The 17,469-nt window shown below is 48.4% G+C and carries 16 protein-coding genes; 5 read left to right on the forward strand and 11 right to left on the reverse strand.

Annotated elements, in window-relative coordinates:
• Positions 1-111 precede the first annotated feature (111 nt).
• From FCL45_RS23760 to FCL45_RS23780, 5 genes are all read right to left on the reverse strand, one after another.
• The gene (locus FCL45_RS23760; RefSeq protein ID WP_136795161.1) at positions 112-4,401 is read right to left on the reverse strand and encodes a PEP/pyruvate-binding domain-containing protein; all 4,290 of its coding nucleotides are present in this window, start codon (positions 4,399-4,401) and stop codon (positions 112-114) included.
• 239 nt (positions 4,402-4,640) lie between these two features.
• Positions 4,641-5,645, reverse strand: coding sequence for a type I glyceraldehyde-3-phosphate dehydrogenase (gene gap / locus FCL45_RS23765; RefSeq protein WP_136795162.1), 1,005 nt, complete (start codon positions 5,643-5,645; stop codon positions 4,641-4,643).
• Between the two features lie 95 nt (positions 5,646-5,740).
• A complete protein-coding gene (locus FCL45_RS23770; RefSeq protein WP_228721408.1) occupies positions 5,741-7,384 on the reverse strand; it encodes a glycogen synthase in 1,644 nt (547 codons plus the stop codon).
• A 50-nt stretch (positions 7,385-7,434) separates the two neighbouring features.
• Complete coding sequence (aroC, locus tag FCL45_RS23775; protein WP_136795163.1) at positions 7,435-8,517, reverse strand: chorismate synthase; 1,083 nt, start codon at positions 8,515-8,517, stop codon at positions 7,435-7,437.
• A 6-nt stretch (positions 8,518-8,523) separates the two neighbouring features.
• The gene (locus FCL45_RS23780) at positions 8,524-9,060 is read right to left on the reverse strand and encodes a shikimate kinase (RefSeq protein WP_136795164.1); all 537 of its coding nucleotides are present in this window, start codon (positions 9,058-9,060) and stop codon (positions 8,524-8,526) included.
• Positions 9,061-9,458: 398 nt separating this feature from the next.
• Between FCL45_RS23780 and FCL45_RS23785 the strand changes: the two genes are divergently transcribed.
• The 5 genes from FCL45_RS23785 (at position 9,459) to FCL45_RS23805 (ending at position 13,179) form a co-directional block, all read left to right on the forward strand.
• Positions 9,459-9,869: a secondary thiamine-phosphate synthase enzyme YjbQ gene (locus tag FCL45_RS23785; protein WP_136795165.1), complete on the forward strand. Its 411-nt coding sequence runs from the start codon at positions 9,459-9,461 to the stop codon at positions 9,867-9,869.
• 18 nt (positions 9,870-9,887) lie between these two features.
• Positions 9,888-10,148, forward strand: a complete 261-nt coding sequence (locus tag FCL45_RS23790) for a hypothetical protein (RefSeq protein WP_136795166.1) — start codon at positions 9,888-9,890, stop codon at positions 10,146-10,148.
• A gap of 9 nt (positions 10,149-10,157) precedes the next feature.
• Positions 10,158-11,936, forward strand: coding sequence for a UbiD family decarboxylase (locus FCL45_RS23795; RefSeq protein WP_136795167.1), 1,779 nt, complete (start codon positions 10,158-10,160; stop codon positions 11,934-11,936).
• On the forward strand, positions 11,933-12,649 hold the full coding sequence (locus FCL45_RS23800) for a pseudouridine synthase (protein ID WP_136795168.1): 717 nt from the start codon (positions 11,933-11,935) through the stop codon (positions 12,647-12,649). Before FCL45_RS23795 ends, FCL45_RS23800 begins: the two co-directional genes overlap by 4 nt.
• A 248-nt stretch (positions 12,650-12,897) precedes the next feature.
• A complete protein-coding gene (locus tag FCL45_RS23805; RefSeq protein WP_136795169.1) occupies positions 12,898-13,179 on the forward strand; it encodes an HU family DNA-binding protein in 282 nt (93 codons plus the stop codon).
• 206 nt (positions 13,180-13,385) lie between these two features.
• Here the strand turns inward: FCL45_RS23805 and rimO are convergent, their stop codons facing one another.
• The 6 genes from rimO to FCL45_RS23835 form a co-directional block, all read right to left on the reverse strand.
• Positions 13,386-14,723: a 30S ribosomal protein S12 methylthiotransferase RimO gene (gene rimO, locus FCL45_RS23810; RefSeq protein ID WP_136795170.1), complete on the reverse strand. Its 1,338-nt coding sequence runs from the start codon at positions 14,721-14,723 to the stop codon at positions 13,386-13,388.
• Between the two features lie 103 nt (positions 14,724-14,826).
• On the reverse strand, positions 14,827-15,543 hold the full coding sequence (locus FCL45_RS23815) for a nucleoside phosphorylase (protein ID WP_136795171.1): 717 nt from the start codon (positions 15,541-15,543) through the stop codon (positions 14,827-14,829).
• Positions 15,544-15,676: 133 nt separating this feature from the next.
• Entirely contained in the window at positions 15,677-15,916 is a 240-nt protein-coding gene (gene atpE, locus FCL45_RS23820) for an ATP synthase F0 subunit C (RefSeq protein ID WP_136795172.1), read from the reverse strand.
• A 108-nt stretch (positions 15,917-16,024) separates the two neighbouring features.
• Positions 16,025-16,747, reverse strand: coding sequence for a F0F1 ATP synthase subunit A (gene atpB / locus FCL45_RS23825; protein ID WP_136795173.1), 723 nt, complete (start codon positions 16,745-16,747; stop codon positions 16,025-16,027).
• An 8-nt stretch (positions 16,748-16,755) separates the two neighbouring features.
• Positions 16,756-17,178 (reverse strand): ATP synthase subunit I, encoded by a 423-nt coding sequence (locus FCL45_RS23830; RefSeq protein ID WP_167495604.1) that lies wholly within the window; start codon positions 17,176-17,178, stop codon positions 16,756-16,758.
• 7 nt (positions 17,179-17,185) lie between these two features.
• On the reverse strand, positions 17,186-17,440 hold the full coding sequence (locus tag FCL45_RS23835; RefSeq protein WP_275942946.1) for an AtpZ/AtpI family protein: 255 nt from the start codon (positions 17,438-17,440) through the stop codon (positions 17,186-17,188).
• Positions 17,441-17,469 lie beyond the last annotated feature (29 nt).

The raw sequence follows: 17,469 nt of genomic DNA on the forward strand, positions 1-17,469 counted from the left end.
CCATATTTATTACTCCATCGCTGACGATGAAAAATTGTAGCTCAACCCTACGAGCCAGCGACGGAGTTCACAAAAGCCACAGCATCCGACCGAAAAGTCCATGTCATATTGCTAGATTGGCAAGATATGGTGTTCTTCCCTGATCTTATGCATACCCATCAAAACCACGCCATTTCGGCCATCTATGGAAACAGCATCCCCAAAGCTGATTCGATGTTCGCCTATTTCGCAATATTGCGCTGTTTCATATACTTTGAGCTGTCGCACACCAACGACACAGGTTTTCTCCAGCCGCACAGCAACGACGGATGCGTGGGACGTCTGGCCTCCCCTGGATGTCAGGAGCGCGTCAGCCATGCTGATAACTTTTATATCCTCAGGAACAGTATCGGCACGTATGAGCACCAGTGGCGCATTCGGATCTTTTTCCCGCATCTCAAGAATATTTTCCTCGGTGAAAACTGCCCGACCAGAAAGTGCTGAACCTGACACACCAACTCCCTGCCCAAGATAGGCCTGCTCGACAGCATCCGGCTCGTCGAACACCCTGAAGTGCTCCTTTTTCTTGATAGTGATCATGTCACGGGTTTGCAGAAGATAGAGATTTTCTGGCTTGGGACCTTCGAAAGTAAATTCTATTTCCTGCGGATTCCACCGCTTCTCGTAGACCAGTTCCCTTGAAATTTCGAGCAGTCTGGAATATATCTGGGGAAAGCGTCTCTCTAACGTTTCATCTATATTTCGGCCATCCAGCTCGGCCTGCTCCACGGAAACAGCACAACTCGTCACCAGGCCTGACACGATATCCTCTCCCTGATCGCCGTAGGCATAATCCCCCCAGAGAGCGACACGCTGAACCTTCCGGTAAGGATGAGCTGTAAAAACTACACCCGCACCGGATGTGTCACTGAGGTTACCCAGCACCATCGCCTGCACAATAACAGCAGTACCCCAGGATTCACTTACATCCATAATACTCCGATATTCTACTGCTTTTTGAGAGTTCCATGAATCCTGAACCAACTCAATAGCGTTAACAAGCTGCAACCATGGATCATCAGGAATACCGAGACCTCTCTGGCGAACAAGTTTCTGGTAGGCCAGAGCCAACTCCTTCATCTGCGTGGAAGAGAACTGCCTCTTCAGGGCCACCCCATGCTTTGCTTTGGCCTCGTTCATAAGACCCTGAAAATCCTCGCGCTCAACTCCTGAAATCATTGCCCAGCTTTGCAGAAAACGGCGGTAATTGTCCCAGGCGACATATTCATTCCCATGCCGTAGGACATATTCTTCAATCAGGTCCTCGTTATAGCCGACATTGTGGACCGTAGCCATCATACCTGGCATTGAGATAGCACCACCACTTCGTACGGAAAGAAGCAGTGGTGTATCCACAGAACCGTATTTCTTACCTGTGACATTCTCAAGCTCAGTCAGCGATTCACGTATTCGCTGCATAAACTCATCCCGGGCCTGTGAATAGCCAAACACCACCTCCCGGCAGCGGAAAATCTCTGTGGTTATCACGAAAGCAGGCGGAACTTTGATATTTTCTGCCATCAAAGTGGTGAGATTGAAGCCTTTATTGCCTAATAAAATCAGGTTATCCGTAAAAGGATTTTGCTGATGCAACAGGGATATCGCTCTCTCCTGATTGTACGTCATGAGCAAATCGAGATGTTCCTTATTTAAAACATCCTTCTGACTCTCCAGGGTCTGGATAATTCGCAAAATAAAATTATCGAGATGTTGCAGACCGAACGTTGAGGCAATCAGTTCACGCAAAAAGGTTTCGGACAGGCGCTGGATTGAATTCGCCTGCTCCTCTTCGTCATATAGCCCCTTGTATTTCGCGAGGAGATTCTCCTTACCGATCTGGGGGATGATGATTGACAGATTATTTTGGTGGATATTGGTGTAGTAGGCATAGATAATATCCTTCACACCTTCTGAAAGACCCCGGAAAATATCAAGATATTGCGTATATGAAAAGCGCCTGATTTTCAGTGAGTTCACCAGGAGGTTGAGGTGGATCGTCAGCCTCCTCGAGGTGATACCATCTATTCGCAGAGCTTTCATAAAGAGCCGCAGACATCGTATGATATTCCAGAATGTTGCCTGGGTTATGAGGTTCAGGTTCACCGTATCAGGCAATTTCTCCAGATAGATATTGGCAAGGTTTTCCAATCTGAAGCTCAGACTCAGAGCATCGAATTTCTTCTCCTTGTATCTGCCGTAAACAGACGGAATATCTACCGCAATATGTCTTTTATAGTAAATATCCTCCCGCGACTCAAACTTCTCATCCGAGAGAATGATTGCCTTGAGCCCTTCCAGGGCGTCGAGTATAACCTCCAAAGCCTGTTCCGTATCATCTGACTCGAGAACCTGCAGTACTTTCTCCATATCAGTGAAGCCATCATTTACCGCAGCCTGCAATTCAGAGCGAATCTCCTGAAAACCAAGCTTGTACTTCTGGTGCAGCAGCTTGAACATTTTCACCAGCAACTCAAACCGTCTGGTCTCATGGGCCTGAAGATCGGTCTGGGTCGCCAGAAATTCTTTCAATTCATCCTGATCAAGAGTGAGCAAATCATTTACGCTCTTGAGGCTGAAGCGCAGAATAACTCTATCGCTTAGAATCTGCTGATCATCGATAAACGGCCCTGATGACTCTACCTGGGCATACACGTCCTCCGGCAGATACGGGACCAACAGCATTTTGTCCTTGGTACGCCAGAATTTAAAAATTGCCCGGATAAAATCGACAATCAGATTGGAACTTTCCACATGCCCCTGCTTTCGCAGAAAGTGAATGAGCAAATCCTTACGCTTGTGAATCTCATCCAGTTCAGTCGAGACATCACGCAGCTCCCCTTCTGAGCCGATCTCATTATAAAAAACCGGCATCAGCTTGGTGAACTGTTTCGACAAATTATAGATGGGCTCAATCGGATGGTTGAGCAGCTGGGTAATATCCCGTTGGAACAGATCAGTATCTTTAATGCAGGTTCCCGATAATTTCAGATGAATTATCAGTGCCGAAAATAGCGTTCCACACCACTTCGGCTCGCGCATGATCAGATGCAGCCAGACCCTGATATTGCTCAGATGCGCCGGGTTGACAAGTGGTTGCCAGTTCTCATCCACACCAACGACATTCGCATGCTGGAAACCAAAGCGAACCACTCCCCACAGGAACGCCTCAACCATCCGGCTATTGCCCCTGTCAAAGATCTCCCCGCCAAGCACCTGAATGCATTGCAGGGAAGTATGGGGAAACTTGACCACATTAGCCTTGAGTAACTTGAACGTGGTCAGCAGAAAATCCTCGATTTCCTCAAAAGATTGCTGACGAACCAACAGGACCAGGCCACGATTGATCTCACGCAATGTCTCTTCGTGGATCAGGTATAAGCCTTTGGTGTCCATAATACGGAATAAGAACAGCAGCCTCTGGTTTTCGATAAAATTATGTACTCTCTTTTCATCCTCCCCGCTATCGAGGTGCTGCTCCGCCTTGGCAATAACTGACGGGATCTGACGATAATACCGCACAACATCGACATGCCCGGGTAACTTCAGAATCTCTTTCAGCCCTCCCAGAGGGTCTTCGTCAATCGCTATCTCTTCCAGTATGGCAATGTTGTTCCGCATTGCTCCGTGGGAAATTTTTTCAAAAAGTTCTTTCGAGTCCGTATCGTCTTTCAATATCGAACAATGTTCAAAGAACCATTGCTGCGGGTCACCTTCACTGAGCCAGTAGTCATAGTTTCTTCTGAGAACTGTACGTACCATGGAGGCAAGGTTGAAGTAATCGAACGTCAGGGATTCGGCCTCACTGAATTTGACCAGACGGATAGCCAGTTTTTTCACCGAATGCTGGCCGTGGACGATATTCATAATGATTTCATCATTGGCCCTGTCCAGCTCTGCAATTCGATAGAACATCTCGTTGAGCGGAGCTGCGAATCGCTCGAGATCGCTGGTGCTGAACAAAGTGATCATCTTGTCTATCCAGGCAAGCTTGGCAGCCACCACCTGGCTCAGCAGGAACGGATATCTCAACGAATCTTCCAGTGCTTCGAAAAACAGCCCGCTAAACAGACGAAAGGCCTCGGGCCCTTCGGGATGGGCACGATAATGCCCGCTGTTTTTCAGCACAAAGCTCCGCAGTTGTGGCAAAATCATCTTCCAGTTGCGAAAAGGATGACACACTTCATAGAGCAGTTTTTCTAAAGATGCGTGAAGCCCCTTGTACCTCTCCACCACCTCCAGAAGAAGCATATACTTCGGCTCGATTTCAACCTGCCCTGCTGTTTCCAGAAGGTTCGCCCTCAACGCATCCGATTCAATCGGGTCAACCTTATTCAGCGGCCCGTAGAAATCCGAGTTGCTCATGATCTATCCTGATGATTCTGGTTTGTCGCAACTCCATCGACTGGATTTGCAACCTTGATGAAACCAGAAGTTACCTTGTAAGCATCTGGCTACCCTGCGGGACACTGGGGTGCAAACATTACAGCCCCTGGCCCGCTGTCTCTTATTTGCTATAATCGCATTCTTGAGCAAACGCAATAACGCCCCGGAAGTGAACCTTACGGGGCGTTATCATTATGCCACATTTTCTCTACAGCCTGCTACAGAGCTTTGTTTGCCTCCATATGTCTGATGAGATCGAGCATTCTGTTCGAATAACCCCACTCATTATCGTACCAGCTCATTACTTTCACTGTTTTCCCGATAACTTTGGTCGACTGACCATCCACAATTGAAGATCTTCCATCACCCTGAAAATCAATGGATACCAGCGGCAGGTCGGTGTAGCCGAGATAACGATTAGCAGCGTCCTTCAAAGCCTGATTCACTTCGTCCACCGTTGTTTCACGTCCTACCTCCATAACAGCATCGACTAAAGAAACAGTCGGCGTAGGAACACGCACCGCGAGGCCATCGAATTTCCCTTTCAACTCTGGAATAACCAGAGATACGGCGGCAGCCGCGCCGGTTTTGGTTGGTATCATCGACAGAGCTGCAGCACGTGCCCTGCGTAAATCAGAATGGGGGAAATCCAGCAACCGCTGGTCGCCGGTATAGGCATGCACGGTGGTCATCAGACCACGCTCAATACCGAAATTGTCGAGAATTACCTTGGCAAACGGAGCCAGGCAGTTGGTAGTACAGGAAGCGTTGGAAACAATATGGTGCAGGGTGGCATCATACTCATCCTCATTTACACCCATGACAAAAGTCTTCACGTTACCTTTGGCAGGGGCGGAGATAACTACTTTACTGGCACCGGCATCAATATGCGCCTGAGTGGAGTCTGCGTCCCTGAAAATACCTGTGCATTCAGCGACATAATCAACACCCATATCACCCCAGGGGATATCAGCAGGGTTGCGATGGCTGGAAACAGCGACACGCTTGCCACCGACAGTCACTCCAGTATCATCGCTTTCGACTTCAGGTTCGAATTGGCCCATCACCGAATCATACTTGAGCAGGTGGGCAAGAGTGGCATTATCAGTAAGATCATTGATAGCGACTACTTCAATATCCGAAAATTCAGGATCCTTAGTCATTGCCCTGAAAATATTCCTGCCAATACGACCAAATCCGTTTATACCGATCTTTATTGTCATCGTCGTTCTCCTAAAGTTACAAGATGTTCAACACATCTTCATTTCATCAGGTACCTGCAGCACAAAGGTCTGATGGACATGCTTTCAGATTCTAATTATGATGCCTTTTCGCGGCGTAACATTGCTTGCCGATACAACTCCAGATATTTTTTCTTCACAACATCCCAGGTATATTCTTCCCTGATCTTTCTGACAGCCATCCTTTGCATTTTTCTCATCTTGTCAGGCTGCAGGTAAAGTTCCTGCGCCCTGACAAGTGCCCCATACAACTCATCGGCTGAATCACCGCGATACGCGATGCCTGTCTCGTTATCCACAACCTTAACCAGCCCGCCCACATGGTGCACCACAGGAACGGCACCGAATAACTGAGCCATATAGTCAGTCAGGCCGCACGGTTCATAACGGGATGGTATGACGAAAAAGTCTCCTCCTGCATAAATATGATTAGCCAATTCCAGGCTGAACCCTCTTACAAAACATAACCGGCCTGCAAGCTCTTTCTTCAGGCTCAATGATCGAATGGCTGCATCGAGATACTCACTACCGCTCCCAAGAATTACGGCCTGACAATCCTCGTACTCACTGAACAAATTCTCAATAGCGACCAGGAAATGATCAATCCCTTTCTGCTCACTGAGTCTGCCGATAAAGGTAAAAAGCGGGTCGTCTGGCTTAACGGCGATTTCCCCGAACAGCTCCAGCCCTGCAGGCAATTCCTTTTCCGCCAACGTCCGCAGCAAACGCTCCTTGCACTGTCTCTTGCCAGCCAGCTCATCTTCTTCTGAAGAAGGATCATAACTGGCAGCCAGACCAAGCTCTTTTGCCTTCAATGGGTTAAATGACTCGGGCTGAATACCGTTTGTTACACCTTCAATGGTGTACCCCCGGGCCGCAAGGGCATGCCCCAACCAATCAGTACGTGCGTCTTCCTCACTCTCCATGAGTTCTTTGGCATAGTTGCTGCTTACCGTATTTAAGACAGCATAGCTCCCTGCGGTTAAAAGGGGATCAAACTTGCCGGACAGCCTGTTCTCACCGATCACACTCCAGGGCAATCCGGTAATACCATGGGCAAAGGGCAGATCCGCAACTTCCTGGTGATAACCAACGCCAGCGTTGTGTATTGTTACCAGACAGCCCGTGTCTTTAAAGAAACAGCGCCAGCCCTGGCATTCATAGATAAGGGCGGGGATAAGCGCAGTGTGGCCGTCATGACAATGAATAACATCAGGTTTCTCATCCAGACAGACCATCAGTTCAAGAGCCGCCTTCTGCAAAAGGACATTCATGGCAAAATAGTCATAATGCCCGGTACCGGTTTTCTTCCAGGCCTCTCTGGCCGCCTCTTCATCCGTATAGGTATAGACATCGAATTTTTCTGAAAAGCGGTCGGCCTCGATGAGATAAAGGGTTACAGCTTTTTCTTTCTTGAACCAGACCATGCAGGATTCCCTACGCTCTTCAAGGCCATAATTCATATCCACGCCGAACCGCAGCCTATCCTGCCGCTTGCCTCGTCTGTAAATTGGCTTGAAGCCGGCTTGTTCAGGGTTGATAAACCCGTATCCAGGCAACACAATGCTCACCCGGCAGCTATCCTCTTTGATCAGACTCTCCGACAGCTGGAACACTACATCCTTCACCCCGCCGGCCCCTGCAAGATCATTATACTCGCGACTTATCATCCAGATGTTGCTTATGATGCCGCCACCGTTTAACGCCGGAATCTTTTCCATCAACCTCCGCCAATATCAGTGATGATGCTCACCAGTGTCTCCATCGCTGCCTACTCACCTTCCGGAAAACATGTTGCGTTTTGTCTCAACAGTTGGTCAAGCAAGGTTATGCGAACCATTGCCTCACATACCGGAATAACTCTTGGAATAGCGGAGATATCGTGACGGCCACCTATCTTGATTTTGACAGCCTCACCATCGCTACCCACTGTTTGCTGCTCTTTGGCAATAGAGGGGATGGGTTTTACGGCTACCCGTATGACCAATTCCTGCCCGCTGGAAATTCCCGCCAGCATGCCACCAGCATTATTGCTGGCAAATCCTTCCGGGGTAATCGGGTCATTACTCTCTGAGCCGACCATGTCAGCCACCGCAAAACCCGCACCGAACTCAACCCCCTTCACCGCTCCTATGGAGAGAAGTCCGTGGCCCAGTTCTGCTTCAAGTTTATCAAAAACAGGTTCACCAAGTCCCGGCGGGCAGGTGGCGCGAATCTCCACGATGCCTCCCAGAGTATCTCCCTGCTTTCTGACCTCTTGAACGCGCATATCCATCTTTTCCGCGGCAACAGGGTCCGGACAGTAATAGAGATTTTCGTCAATCACTGAAAGATCACAACTTTCGATATGCACCCCGCCAAGCGCCACGGTGTAACCAATCACTTGAATATCGAAGTGATTCAGCACCTGTTCCGCAACTGCCCCTGCGGCTACCCTGGCTGCCGTCTCACGAGCGGAAGCTCTGCCCCCGCCCCGATGATCCCGCAGACCATACTTGGCATCATAGGTTATGTCCCCATGCCCCGGTCGGTAGATCCCTTTGAGGTGATCATAGGATTTAGAATGGGCATCCTTGTTAAAGATGGCAAGCGATATAGGGGTCCCCGTAGTCACTGGAGGAAGATCATCTTCCAGTTTTACGATTCCTGAAAGTATCTCAAGCTGATCAGGCTCCTTCCGGGGGCTTGATGCACCACCCTGGCCAGGCCGTCTGCGGTCCATCGTCTGCTGCAATGCGTCGAGATCAAGAGATATACCTGCGGGACAACCATCTACCACAGCGCCGATCGCCGTGCCATGAGACTCTCCCCAACTGGTTACCCTGAAAATTTTACCAAAAGTGCTTCCTGCCATATTCAGCTATTCTCCCACTGCGATCGAATGAAATTTCTCTGTAATCGAATCCACGGCAACCGCAATACTCATCCTGCCGGTATCCACTGCGTAATCTGAAAGCTCCCTGTAAATCGGAGTTCGTACCTCCAGGATATCGGCAATTTCCTGGTCTATCGCCTTACCGGTTAAAGTTGGCCGCTCAGAATTACCTGCATCGTTGCCGCCAAGTCTGCCTGCCAATACGGATAAGTCTGCTGTGAGCCATACCACGAGCGCCTTTCTGCCATATTGCGCCCAGATGTCACGATGCATAATCGCCCCCCCACCGGTTGCGACAACGGTGTTGGACGACTCAAACGCTTTGATGAGAGCTTCAGCCTCGTATTTCCTGAACGCGTCCCACCCCTGGCTTCCCACAATTTCCTCAATTGATGAGTTGCACTTTGAGCGAATGAGCGAATCGGTATCTAAAAAGGAAAAGCTGAGTTTGGAGGCTAACGCACGGCCAATCGTGGACTTACCAGTGGCTCGATATCCAATGAGAACAATCTTATCTATCATAATCCATTACCAAATTTTCATTATCTATACTATTCGCAAATCAAATGATGTCAAGCATTGTTGCAGTAAACATGTACTTCAAATTTATTGATAAACCGTAGGTTTTATAGTGATTTCAGCCTCGACTCCCCATGGATCATTCCCAGCTTCAAGATGTGCAACCTTCGTTTCAGAGACATTTGGGCGCGGATTGACTGGAATTACGAAACAACCTATAGTAACGACAAATTATTCATTTCGGCAGGTCATTGTTGCAGTTGCAGAAATACTCTCGTATTTTCCAAGACTGCTGCGACAGTGGTCAGTCAGAGGTGCTCGATTTTGGCATCGATTCCTGTCCCAGACAAAACGATTTTACTACCTGCTGCCTCTACATTCAGCAACTATCCGGAGCTATCATGTTATCAGGAACTTTTTCACTCAAGACAAATACATACATGAAAATGGTCGACATTACTGACTCTGTTGATGCCATCCTGCATGAGCATAGCATGCAAAACGGGTTCTGCTATCTGTTCAACCCGCATACCACCGCCGGCCTTACGATCAACGAAGGTGCGGATCCCGATGTCCAGACAGATATCATTGCCGCTCTGCAGCACATTGTCCCCTTAAAATTTAATTACCGGCATAGCGAGGGAAATTCTCCATCGCATGTCATGGCCTCGCTAATGGGTTGTTCTCTTACCATAGCTGTAGAGAACGGTAAACTTCAGCTAGGTACCTGGCAACGCGTTTTTTTCTGTGAGTTTGACGGCCCGAGGACCCGCAAAGTATACTGGCGACTTGACAATAACCTTAATCAATAGCAGATTACCTGCCTTATTATGAAATCAATAACACCTGATCAGATCTGTTTCGGCCTCAACAGGCAACTTGACGAAGCATCGTTTTCCTGCTACCTGCAGCTTCTTGGACGTCCCGAATTTGCAGATGTCCTGGCAGAGAGAATGACAAGCGAAGAAATCAATGTCTTCATCGACAACATGACGGCATTACTCAAAAAGCATCTGCGGGGTAACGAATATCACGCCTTATTTCTCCAACAACAAGGCCACCACTCCCATGCTCACTCCCATGATGAATAGAGAACACCTGTGAAAAAAGAAAAGCTCCAAGATTTACGCGGATTTATAGATTTACTCAAAGAGGATGGCGACCTTCTGGTTATTGAGGAAGAAGTTGACCCCTATCTGGAAATTGCCGAAATCCACCGGCGGGTGATTTCCCGCGGCGGCCCTGCACTCCTTTTCACCAATGTAAAAGGCTCCGATTTCCCTGTGGTCACCAATCTGTTTGGCACCAGCAATCGGCTTGAGCTGGCCTTCGGCGGCAAACCAAAACAATTTGTCCGCGACATTGTCAACCTTGCAGAAACCGCAATGCCGCTTACCGCCAAAAAAATATGGGCCAACCGTTCCCTGGTTGGCGATTGCATGAAGCTGGGCCTGAAGAAAACAAAGCGGGCACCAATCCTCGAAAATTGCCAGCAACCTGCCGAACTGTGTAAACTCCCAATGCTTACCTCATGGCACAGCGATGGCGGACCATTCGTCACCTTGCCATTGGTTTATACCGAGCATCCTGATGGTCATGGCCACAACCTTGGCATGTACCGCATTCAACGTTTCGATGATACCACCACCGGTATTCACTGGCAAATACACAAGGGAGGAGGCTACCACTATTTCGAAGCCGAGAAACAGAACAAACCCCTGCCTGTCACCCTCTACATAGGCGGACCACCGGCTCTTATTCTCTCCGCCATTGCCCCACTGCCGGAAGATCTGCCGGAACTGATGCTTGCTTCCCTGGTCATTGGCGACAAACTTAAAATGGCCACGGACCCCCTTGGCAGCCACGATCTCGTTGCCAATGCCGAGTTTGCAATCAAAGGCGTAGTCCCTCCCCACCTGCGACGCCCTGAAGGGCCTTTTGGGGATCACTACGGCTACAACTCCCTACAGCATGATTACCCAGTTTTTCAGGTAAGCCACCTTTATCACAGAAATAATGCTATCTACCCGGCCACCGTTGTTGGCCGTCCGCGGCAGGAGGATTATTTCATAGGCGACTACCTCCAGGAAATGCTCTCCCCCCTCTTCCCGCTGGTAATGAAAGGCGTGAGGGAATTAAAGACATTTGGCGAGACGGGTTTTCATTGCCTTGCTGCTGCACGGGTTACCGATCGCTATCCCCGCGAGGCATTTGCCTGCGGTCTCCGCATTCTTGGTGAGGGGCAGCTTTCGCTGACCAAATTCCTCATCATTACAGATGGTGATATCGATATTACTGATTTTGGCGCACTCTGGTGTCATGTATTAGAACGCGTGAAGTGGGATCGTGACCTTTTCGTTTTCGCCAACGTCTCACAGGACACTCTGGATTACACCGGTCCTGCGGTAAACAAGGGCTCCAAGGCCTTAATGATGGGGCTTGGTGAGGAAAAGCTGCGAACTCTTTCACACGAATTTACCGGTACTCTTCCTGCAGAATGCAGGAAACCGAAAGTCTACCTGCCAGGTACTCTCGTGGTCGAGGGAACTTCTTATGTAGAAAACCAGGAGCTTGGAGCCCAGCTGGCGTGTTGGGACGGTCTCGGTGACTGGCCTTTCGTACTCCTGGTGGATAATGTTGAAGAGGCAACCTGTTCAATGCAGGAATTCCTCTGGACGTTTTTTACCCGGTTTGAACCTGCCAACGATATTCACGCCTCTGCCACGAATGTCCGCAGATTCCATATCGGCCTCCGGGGACCTATCGTGATCGATTGCCGAATGAAGCCGTGGTACACAGATGTCCTGGAAGTCGATCAGGCTACTAAAGATCTTGTCGATGAAAAATTTGAACGAATCATTCCAAAGAGATACCGATGACAGAAAAGGTACGTTTACAGAAATACCTCGCCAGTTGTGGCGTCGCCTCCAGGCGAAAGGCCGAAGAGTACATCAGTCACGGTCGGGTCAAGATCAATGGCCAGACCATCATCTCAATGGGGGAGAAAATCACTCCCGGAGAAGATCTGATACAATTTGACGGCAAAAATGTAGTGCCGCCGGAAGAGTTTGTTTATGTTCTGCTCAATAAACCAGCAGGCTATGTCACCACTTTATCTGACCCCCAGGGACGCCCCATCGTCACCTCCCTGGTTAAAGACATTGGCCACAGACTCTTTCCCGTGGGTCGACTCGATCTTGACACAGAAGGCGCACTTATTCTGACCAACGATGGCAGCCTGGCCCAAAAAATTCAACATCCAAGTCACAAGACCAACAAAACATACCAGGCACTCGTCCAGGGCCATCCAGGCAAAAGCAAACTCCGCCAGCTGGAAGAAGGTGTTGTAATAGAAGAAAAAATTACAGCCCCTGCAAAAGTGAAAGTCGTCAAACACTATCAGAAACAAACCCTGGTCGAAATTACCCTCCACGAAGGCCGAAAGCGGCAGGTTAAAAAGATGTTTGAGTTGATAGGCAATCCTGTCATTCAGTTGAAACGAATCTCATATGGGAAGTTACACCTAGGAAAACTCCCTACCGGCAAGCATAAGATACTTAACTCCAGAGATTTAAATAAAATATTTTTATAAAATTCTCTTTACAAACCAAAAATTAACTGATTAAATCTAAACAGTTAGGCATGCATTGGTGATTTTGCAATTTCCTCCAATCGCCCTAACGCTCTGGTTTTTAAAGACTAATCACCCTAACACCAGTAACATCATCCAGAAAAGTTTGAACTGTACCAGTTCAATTTTGCTGCATGACTAGAAATGAGTGGGTTTTTTCAATTCCCTACAGGCGGGGCCATAATCAGACTTCTTGACAGGAGTACAGCATGAACAAATCAGAACTCATCGAGACTTTAGCACAGGACATCAACATCCCACACCGTGAAGCAGCTGCTATCACAAATACCGTCATAGAAACAATGACGGAAGCCCTTTCACGGGGCGAGAGTATAGAGATACGGGGATTCGGGAGCTTTGTGATCAAGAAGTATGATGCGTACGAAGGAAGAAATCCTAAGACCGGTAAGAAAATACTGGTGAAGCCAAAGAAACTGCCTTTCTTTAAAGTGGGAAAGGATCTTCGCGAAAAGGTAAATATCAGTAAATAATAGCTGACCCCCACCAGATATTTTATCTGAGTGGGGGTTTGGTGTCTTAGCCCTCCAACCTGCCAGAATAGGCGGAGGGGTGATCCTCAATAATGAAAAACGCCTTTCTTTTCAGTGGTGCCAGCTGACTCTTGGCTTTGGCGAGCGGTGAAGAATGTCTCCAATTCCAAGTGACATGTTCTCACTGTGCCCACGGCTCAGTATCGTTAGCGCACAATTCCACCGACCAGATCATAAGTCTGTGCCTCACTGATCAGAACCTCAACCAACTCACCAGGGCTGGCTTCCCCGTCGTTGATGTAGACACAGCCATCCACATCCGGTGCCTGGAATCGCGTTCGTCCCTCAAGGAGAAGGTCCGTCTCCCTGCTGAGCCCTTCCACCAGGACCAACTCTTTTCTCCCAACATATTTTTGCTGTATGCCTGCTGATAGCTCAGCCTGCAAAGTCAATATAGCATCCCGTCTTGCGATTTTGTCTTCTTCTGTGACCTGATCAGGGAAGAGCTGTGAAGGTGCGCCTTCCTCGTTTGCATAAGGAAACACCCCTACATGATCCAGCCGGACGTCTCTCATAAAAGCCATTAACTGTTCTACATCAGCCTCTGTTTCACCCGGAAAGCCAACAAGGAAGGTCGTACGAATCGCAACGTCAGGCAAATAGTGACGAATGCGCTCAACAAGACTGTAAAGGTCTTCGGTTGAATATCGCCTGTTCATCCTGTGCAGTACGCTCGTCGATACATGCTGAAAGGGAATATCCAGATATGGCACAATCCTGCTGTTTGCAGCCATAAGCTCCAGCAGCCTGTCGGTGATCCCCGAAGGATAAAGATAAAGCAACCTGAACCACGGTATTGCCGTGTCTGTCAACAAGCGCTGCAGCAGGTTTGTGAGGGTGCTCTCGCTATCCAGGTCGTTACCATACGCTGTTATATCCTGGGCGATGAGGGATAGCTCACGGGCCCCCTTTTGTTCGAGATTAACCGCTTCCTGAACCAGGTCATCAATGGGCCTGCTTCTGAGATCTCCTCTTATTGATGGAATCATGCAGTACGAACACCTGTTATCACAGCCTTCGGTAATCTTGAACCAGGCCCTGAAAGATGGTGTAGTGAGGATTCTGGGCATGCTGCTATCCATAATAAAGCGATCAGGCAACTGGACCTTGGCGTGCTGCTCTCCATGGTTTTCAAAGAGCCCAGCAAGCCTGGCCGGCATGTCGTGACATCCTTCTGTACCAACAAAAAGATCGACCTCCGGCAACTCGGCCGGCAGGCTGTTTCCATAACGCTGAACAAGGCATCCCACTACCACGAGTTTCTGACCGGGGTTTTGCGCCTTGATCTCGGCAAGACCAAGTATCTCATCAACAGCCTCCTCTACAGCCGGTTGGATAAAGCCGCAGGTATTCAGCATAAGCACCTGCGCTTTTTCCGGTGACTCTTCATAGGTCCACCCGGCTTCAGCTAAACCACCAATAATCATTTCGGAATCAACAAGATTTTTGGCACACCCCAAACTCACCAAATGAAACGAATGCATGAGTAAAACTCCATTTATGTTTTCAAATATATGCTATCTAATGAAAGAAGTAAGAATACGAGCTGCCCATCTTATTTTGGATAATACAGCAGTCCCTGAGAGACTATTTGCCAATAGTCGTTAACAATGCCACGAGTTCACTACTTTTATCTCGGAAATCCCGCCTTACGTAACCTGGTTGCCATTTATCCCGATAGAGTTCGTCCGACACCAGAAAGAGTGCACTGAATTCTACATTTCTGAATTGAGCTACTGCACACAAAGCTGAATACTCCATATCAACGCATTTAACATCTGCATTTTTGTGGAGTTCTGCAAGATAACTTCGCTCTTCCCTGTATGGAGCATCCGTTGACCAGATATTCGCACGTGAGTGCTGAATCCCTGCCCCCTCCAACAAATCAGAAAGGCTATCGCATAAAGGCATGGACGGCATTGCAGGAGAATCCAGTGGGTAGTGGTGACTTGTCCCTTCCCCGCTCACAGGCACTCCACCGACAACCACATCCCCAACGGAATATTCTTCAGTGACTGCGCCACACCAGCCGAAAAGAATAATTTTCCTGGCACCAAGCGCAATAAGTTTCTCCATGGTCATCACTGCAAATGGAGCCCCGATAGTAGGCCCGGCCGCAAATAGATCAGCCTCAGCGGAGACAGCAAGCTTTGATATATATATGTTTTGCTGTCTACCGCCGTTATTCATCAACAGCTTTTGGGCCAATCGTGCTTCACCAGCTGTTGCAACCAGTAGCCCGGTCTCAGGAACCGTTTTTTCCTTTTTCCCCTTAGCAGGGTGGATAATAATTTGTTCTTTCATAGTGGTATACGACTAGCAACTGATGGGAGAAAAAGTAATCATATATACGCCTTCACCAAACGCAAAAAGGGCCGCAGATTTCTCTGCGGCCCTTTCACTTCGATCTTAAGTAAGATCGAAACAATCTTTTTGCTTATCCGAGCAGCGGGTTAGCATAAAGAAGGATCAGGGAGATAACCAGTCCGTAAATCGCGATGGACTCAGCAAGAGCGATACCAAGAATCATGAATACCATGAGCTTCGGCTGTACTTCTGGGTTACGAGCAAGACCCATACATGCGCCCTGACCGATAGAACCGATACCAATACCTGCTCCAAGTCCTGCAAGACCGATTGAAAGTGCTGCACCAATACATACGAGAGCTAATTCCATTGCTTTCTCCTTACGTGTTTAAAAATTGTGTGTTTGGCCTTCTTCGATTACTGCAAAATATTCAAAGACTCACTGTGAGCCCTTTAAATTGTACAAGTCTTTCTCAAATCAGTGTGCATGCTCCTGGGCCTGTGCAAAGTAGATGACGGTCAGAAGTACAAAGACCATCGCCTGCACCAGGGATACCAGAACACCAAGAACCATGATCGGCAGTGGTGCGAAGAACATTCCCGCCAGGGTAAACAGGATACCGAGCAGGGTCTCTTTCGCCATGATGTTACCGAAGAGACGAATTGAGAGAGAGAGAATACGAGCAAAGTTACTGATAAGTTCGATTGGCAACATCAGCGGAATGAGCACCGGCATAGGACCAAGAAAGTGCTTGATGTATCCTGCACCATGCTCCTTAAAGCCAATGATGTGATGGGTAAACCATACGATCAGTGTCAGAGCGAGAGTGGTGTTGATGCTGGAAGTCGGTGACATAAAGCCTGGAATCAAACCAATCAGGTTCGCAACTGCGATGTACAGTGCAAAGGTGGCAATCATCGGAAAGAACTTGTCAGCCATCTCTCTGCCCATGTTTTCGACAAAGAAATCATCAAGGCCACCAATTACGATTTCCCAGAAGTTCTGCCCTGCACCAGGAATCATTTCAAGATTTCCCAAGGTCAGCTTGGAAACAAGAAAAAGAAATGCCATGACCAACCAGGTGTAGGTCATATACGGTGCACACAGTTGCTCCAATATCCCGTGGCCGACAAAGCCATGAGGAACCGGCAAGCCGAGCTTCTCAAGGATAATTGAAATAAATAGTATCGGATGTTCCATAACTTCTTTTACCTCCTCCCACTGAAGTAATAGTGTCTAACAATCTCCACTGCTGTGAGTGCGACCGCAAACACTACTGTTGACAACCCCATAATAAGCCCAAAGGCGTTTATTGAACTGAACCGAACCAGGAGCAGGACAACAACACCTATAATTACAATGCGAATCCAGAATCTGAGCAAAAACCCGCTTTTCTTGAATTGTGATTTGGCCTGCCCCTCGGTCAGCTCTTCACCCACCGGGAGCGTCTCAAGAAACTGTGTCAAATCACGCTGAGAAACCCAAAAGCTCAGAATCGCTATCAATCCACCGACGAGCACCGACCAGGCCAAGGCCCAGGAAAACAACCCCCATGCCCCCAAGGTCAAAACCGTCAGGTAGACCCAGCTCACAACCTGCATCTTCTGCAGGGAAATAATACCTCTGGTCACGTTATCCTCAATCGTCCGTCTTATCGTCTTTATCTTTCGGTTGATTTTTCCACAAAACATCTAGCAAGGTCTTAAACCCTGCAGCAATACCGAATGCCAGACCGATAAACGTGAACCATGGAGCGGTCCTCCCATCAAAGACTTTCTGGTCCAGATAAATGCCACCTCCCAACCCGATGAAGATGGAGGCAACAAAAGTAAAACCAACATGGCCGTAGTGAGCCATCAACTGAACCAGCTCTTTTCTCATTCCCGACATCATTTTCCTCCTAAATCCCGAGAGGATAAATC

Source organism: Desulfosediminicola ganghwensis (assembly GCF_005116675.2).
In the GTDB taxonomy this organism is placed as follows: Bacteria; Desulfobacterota; Desulfobulbia; order Desulfobulbales; family Desulfocapsaceae; genus Desulfopila; species Desulfopila ganghwensis.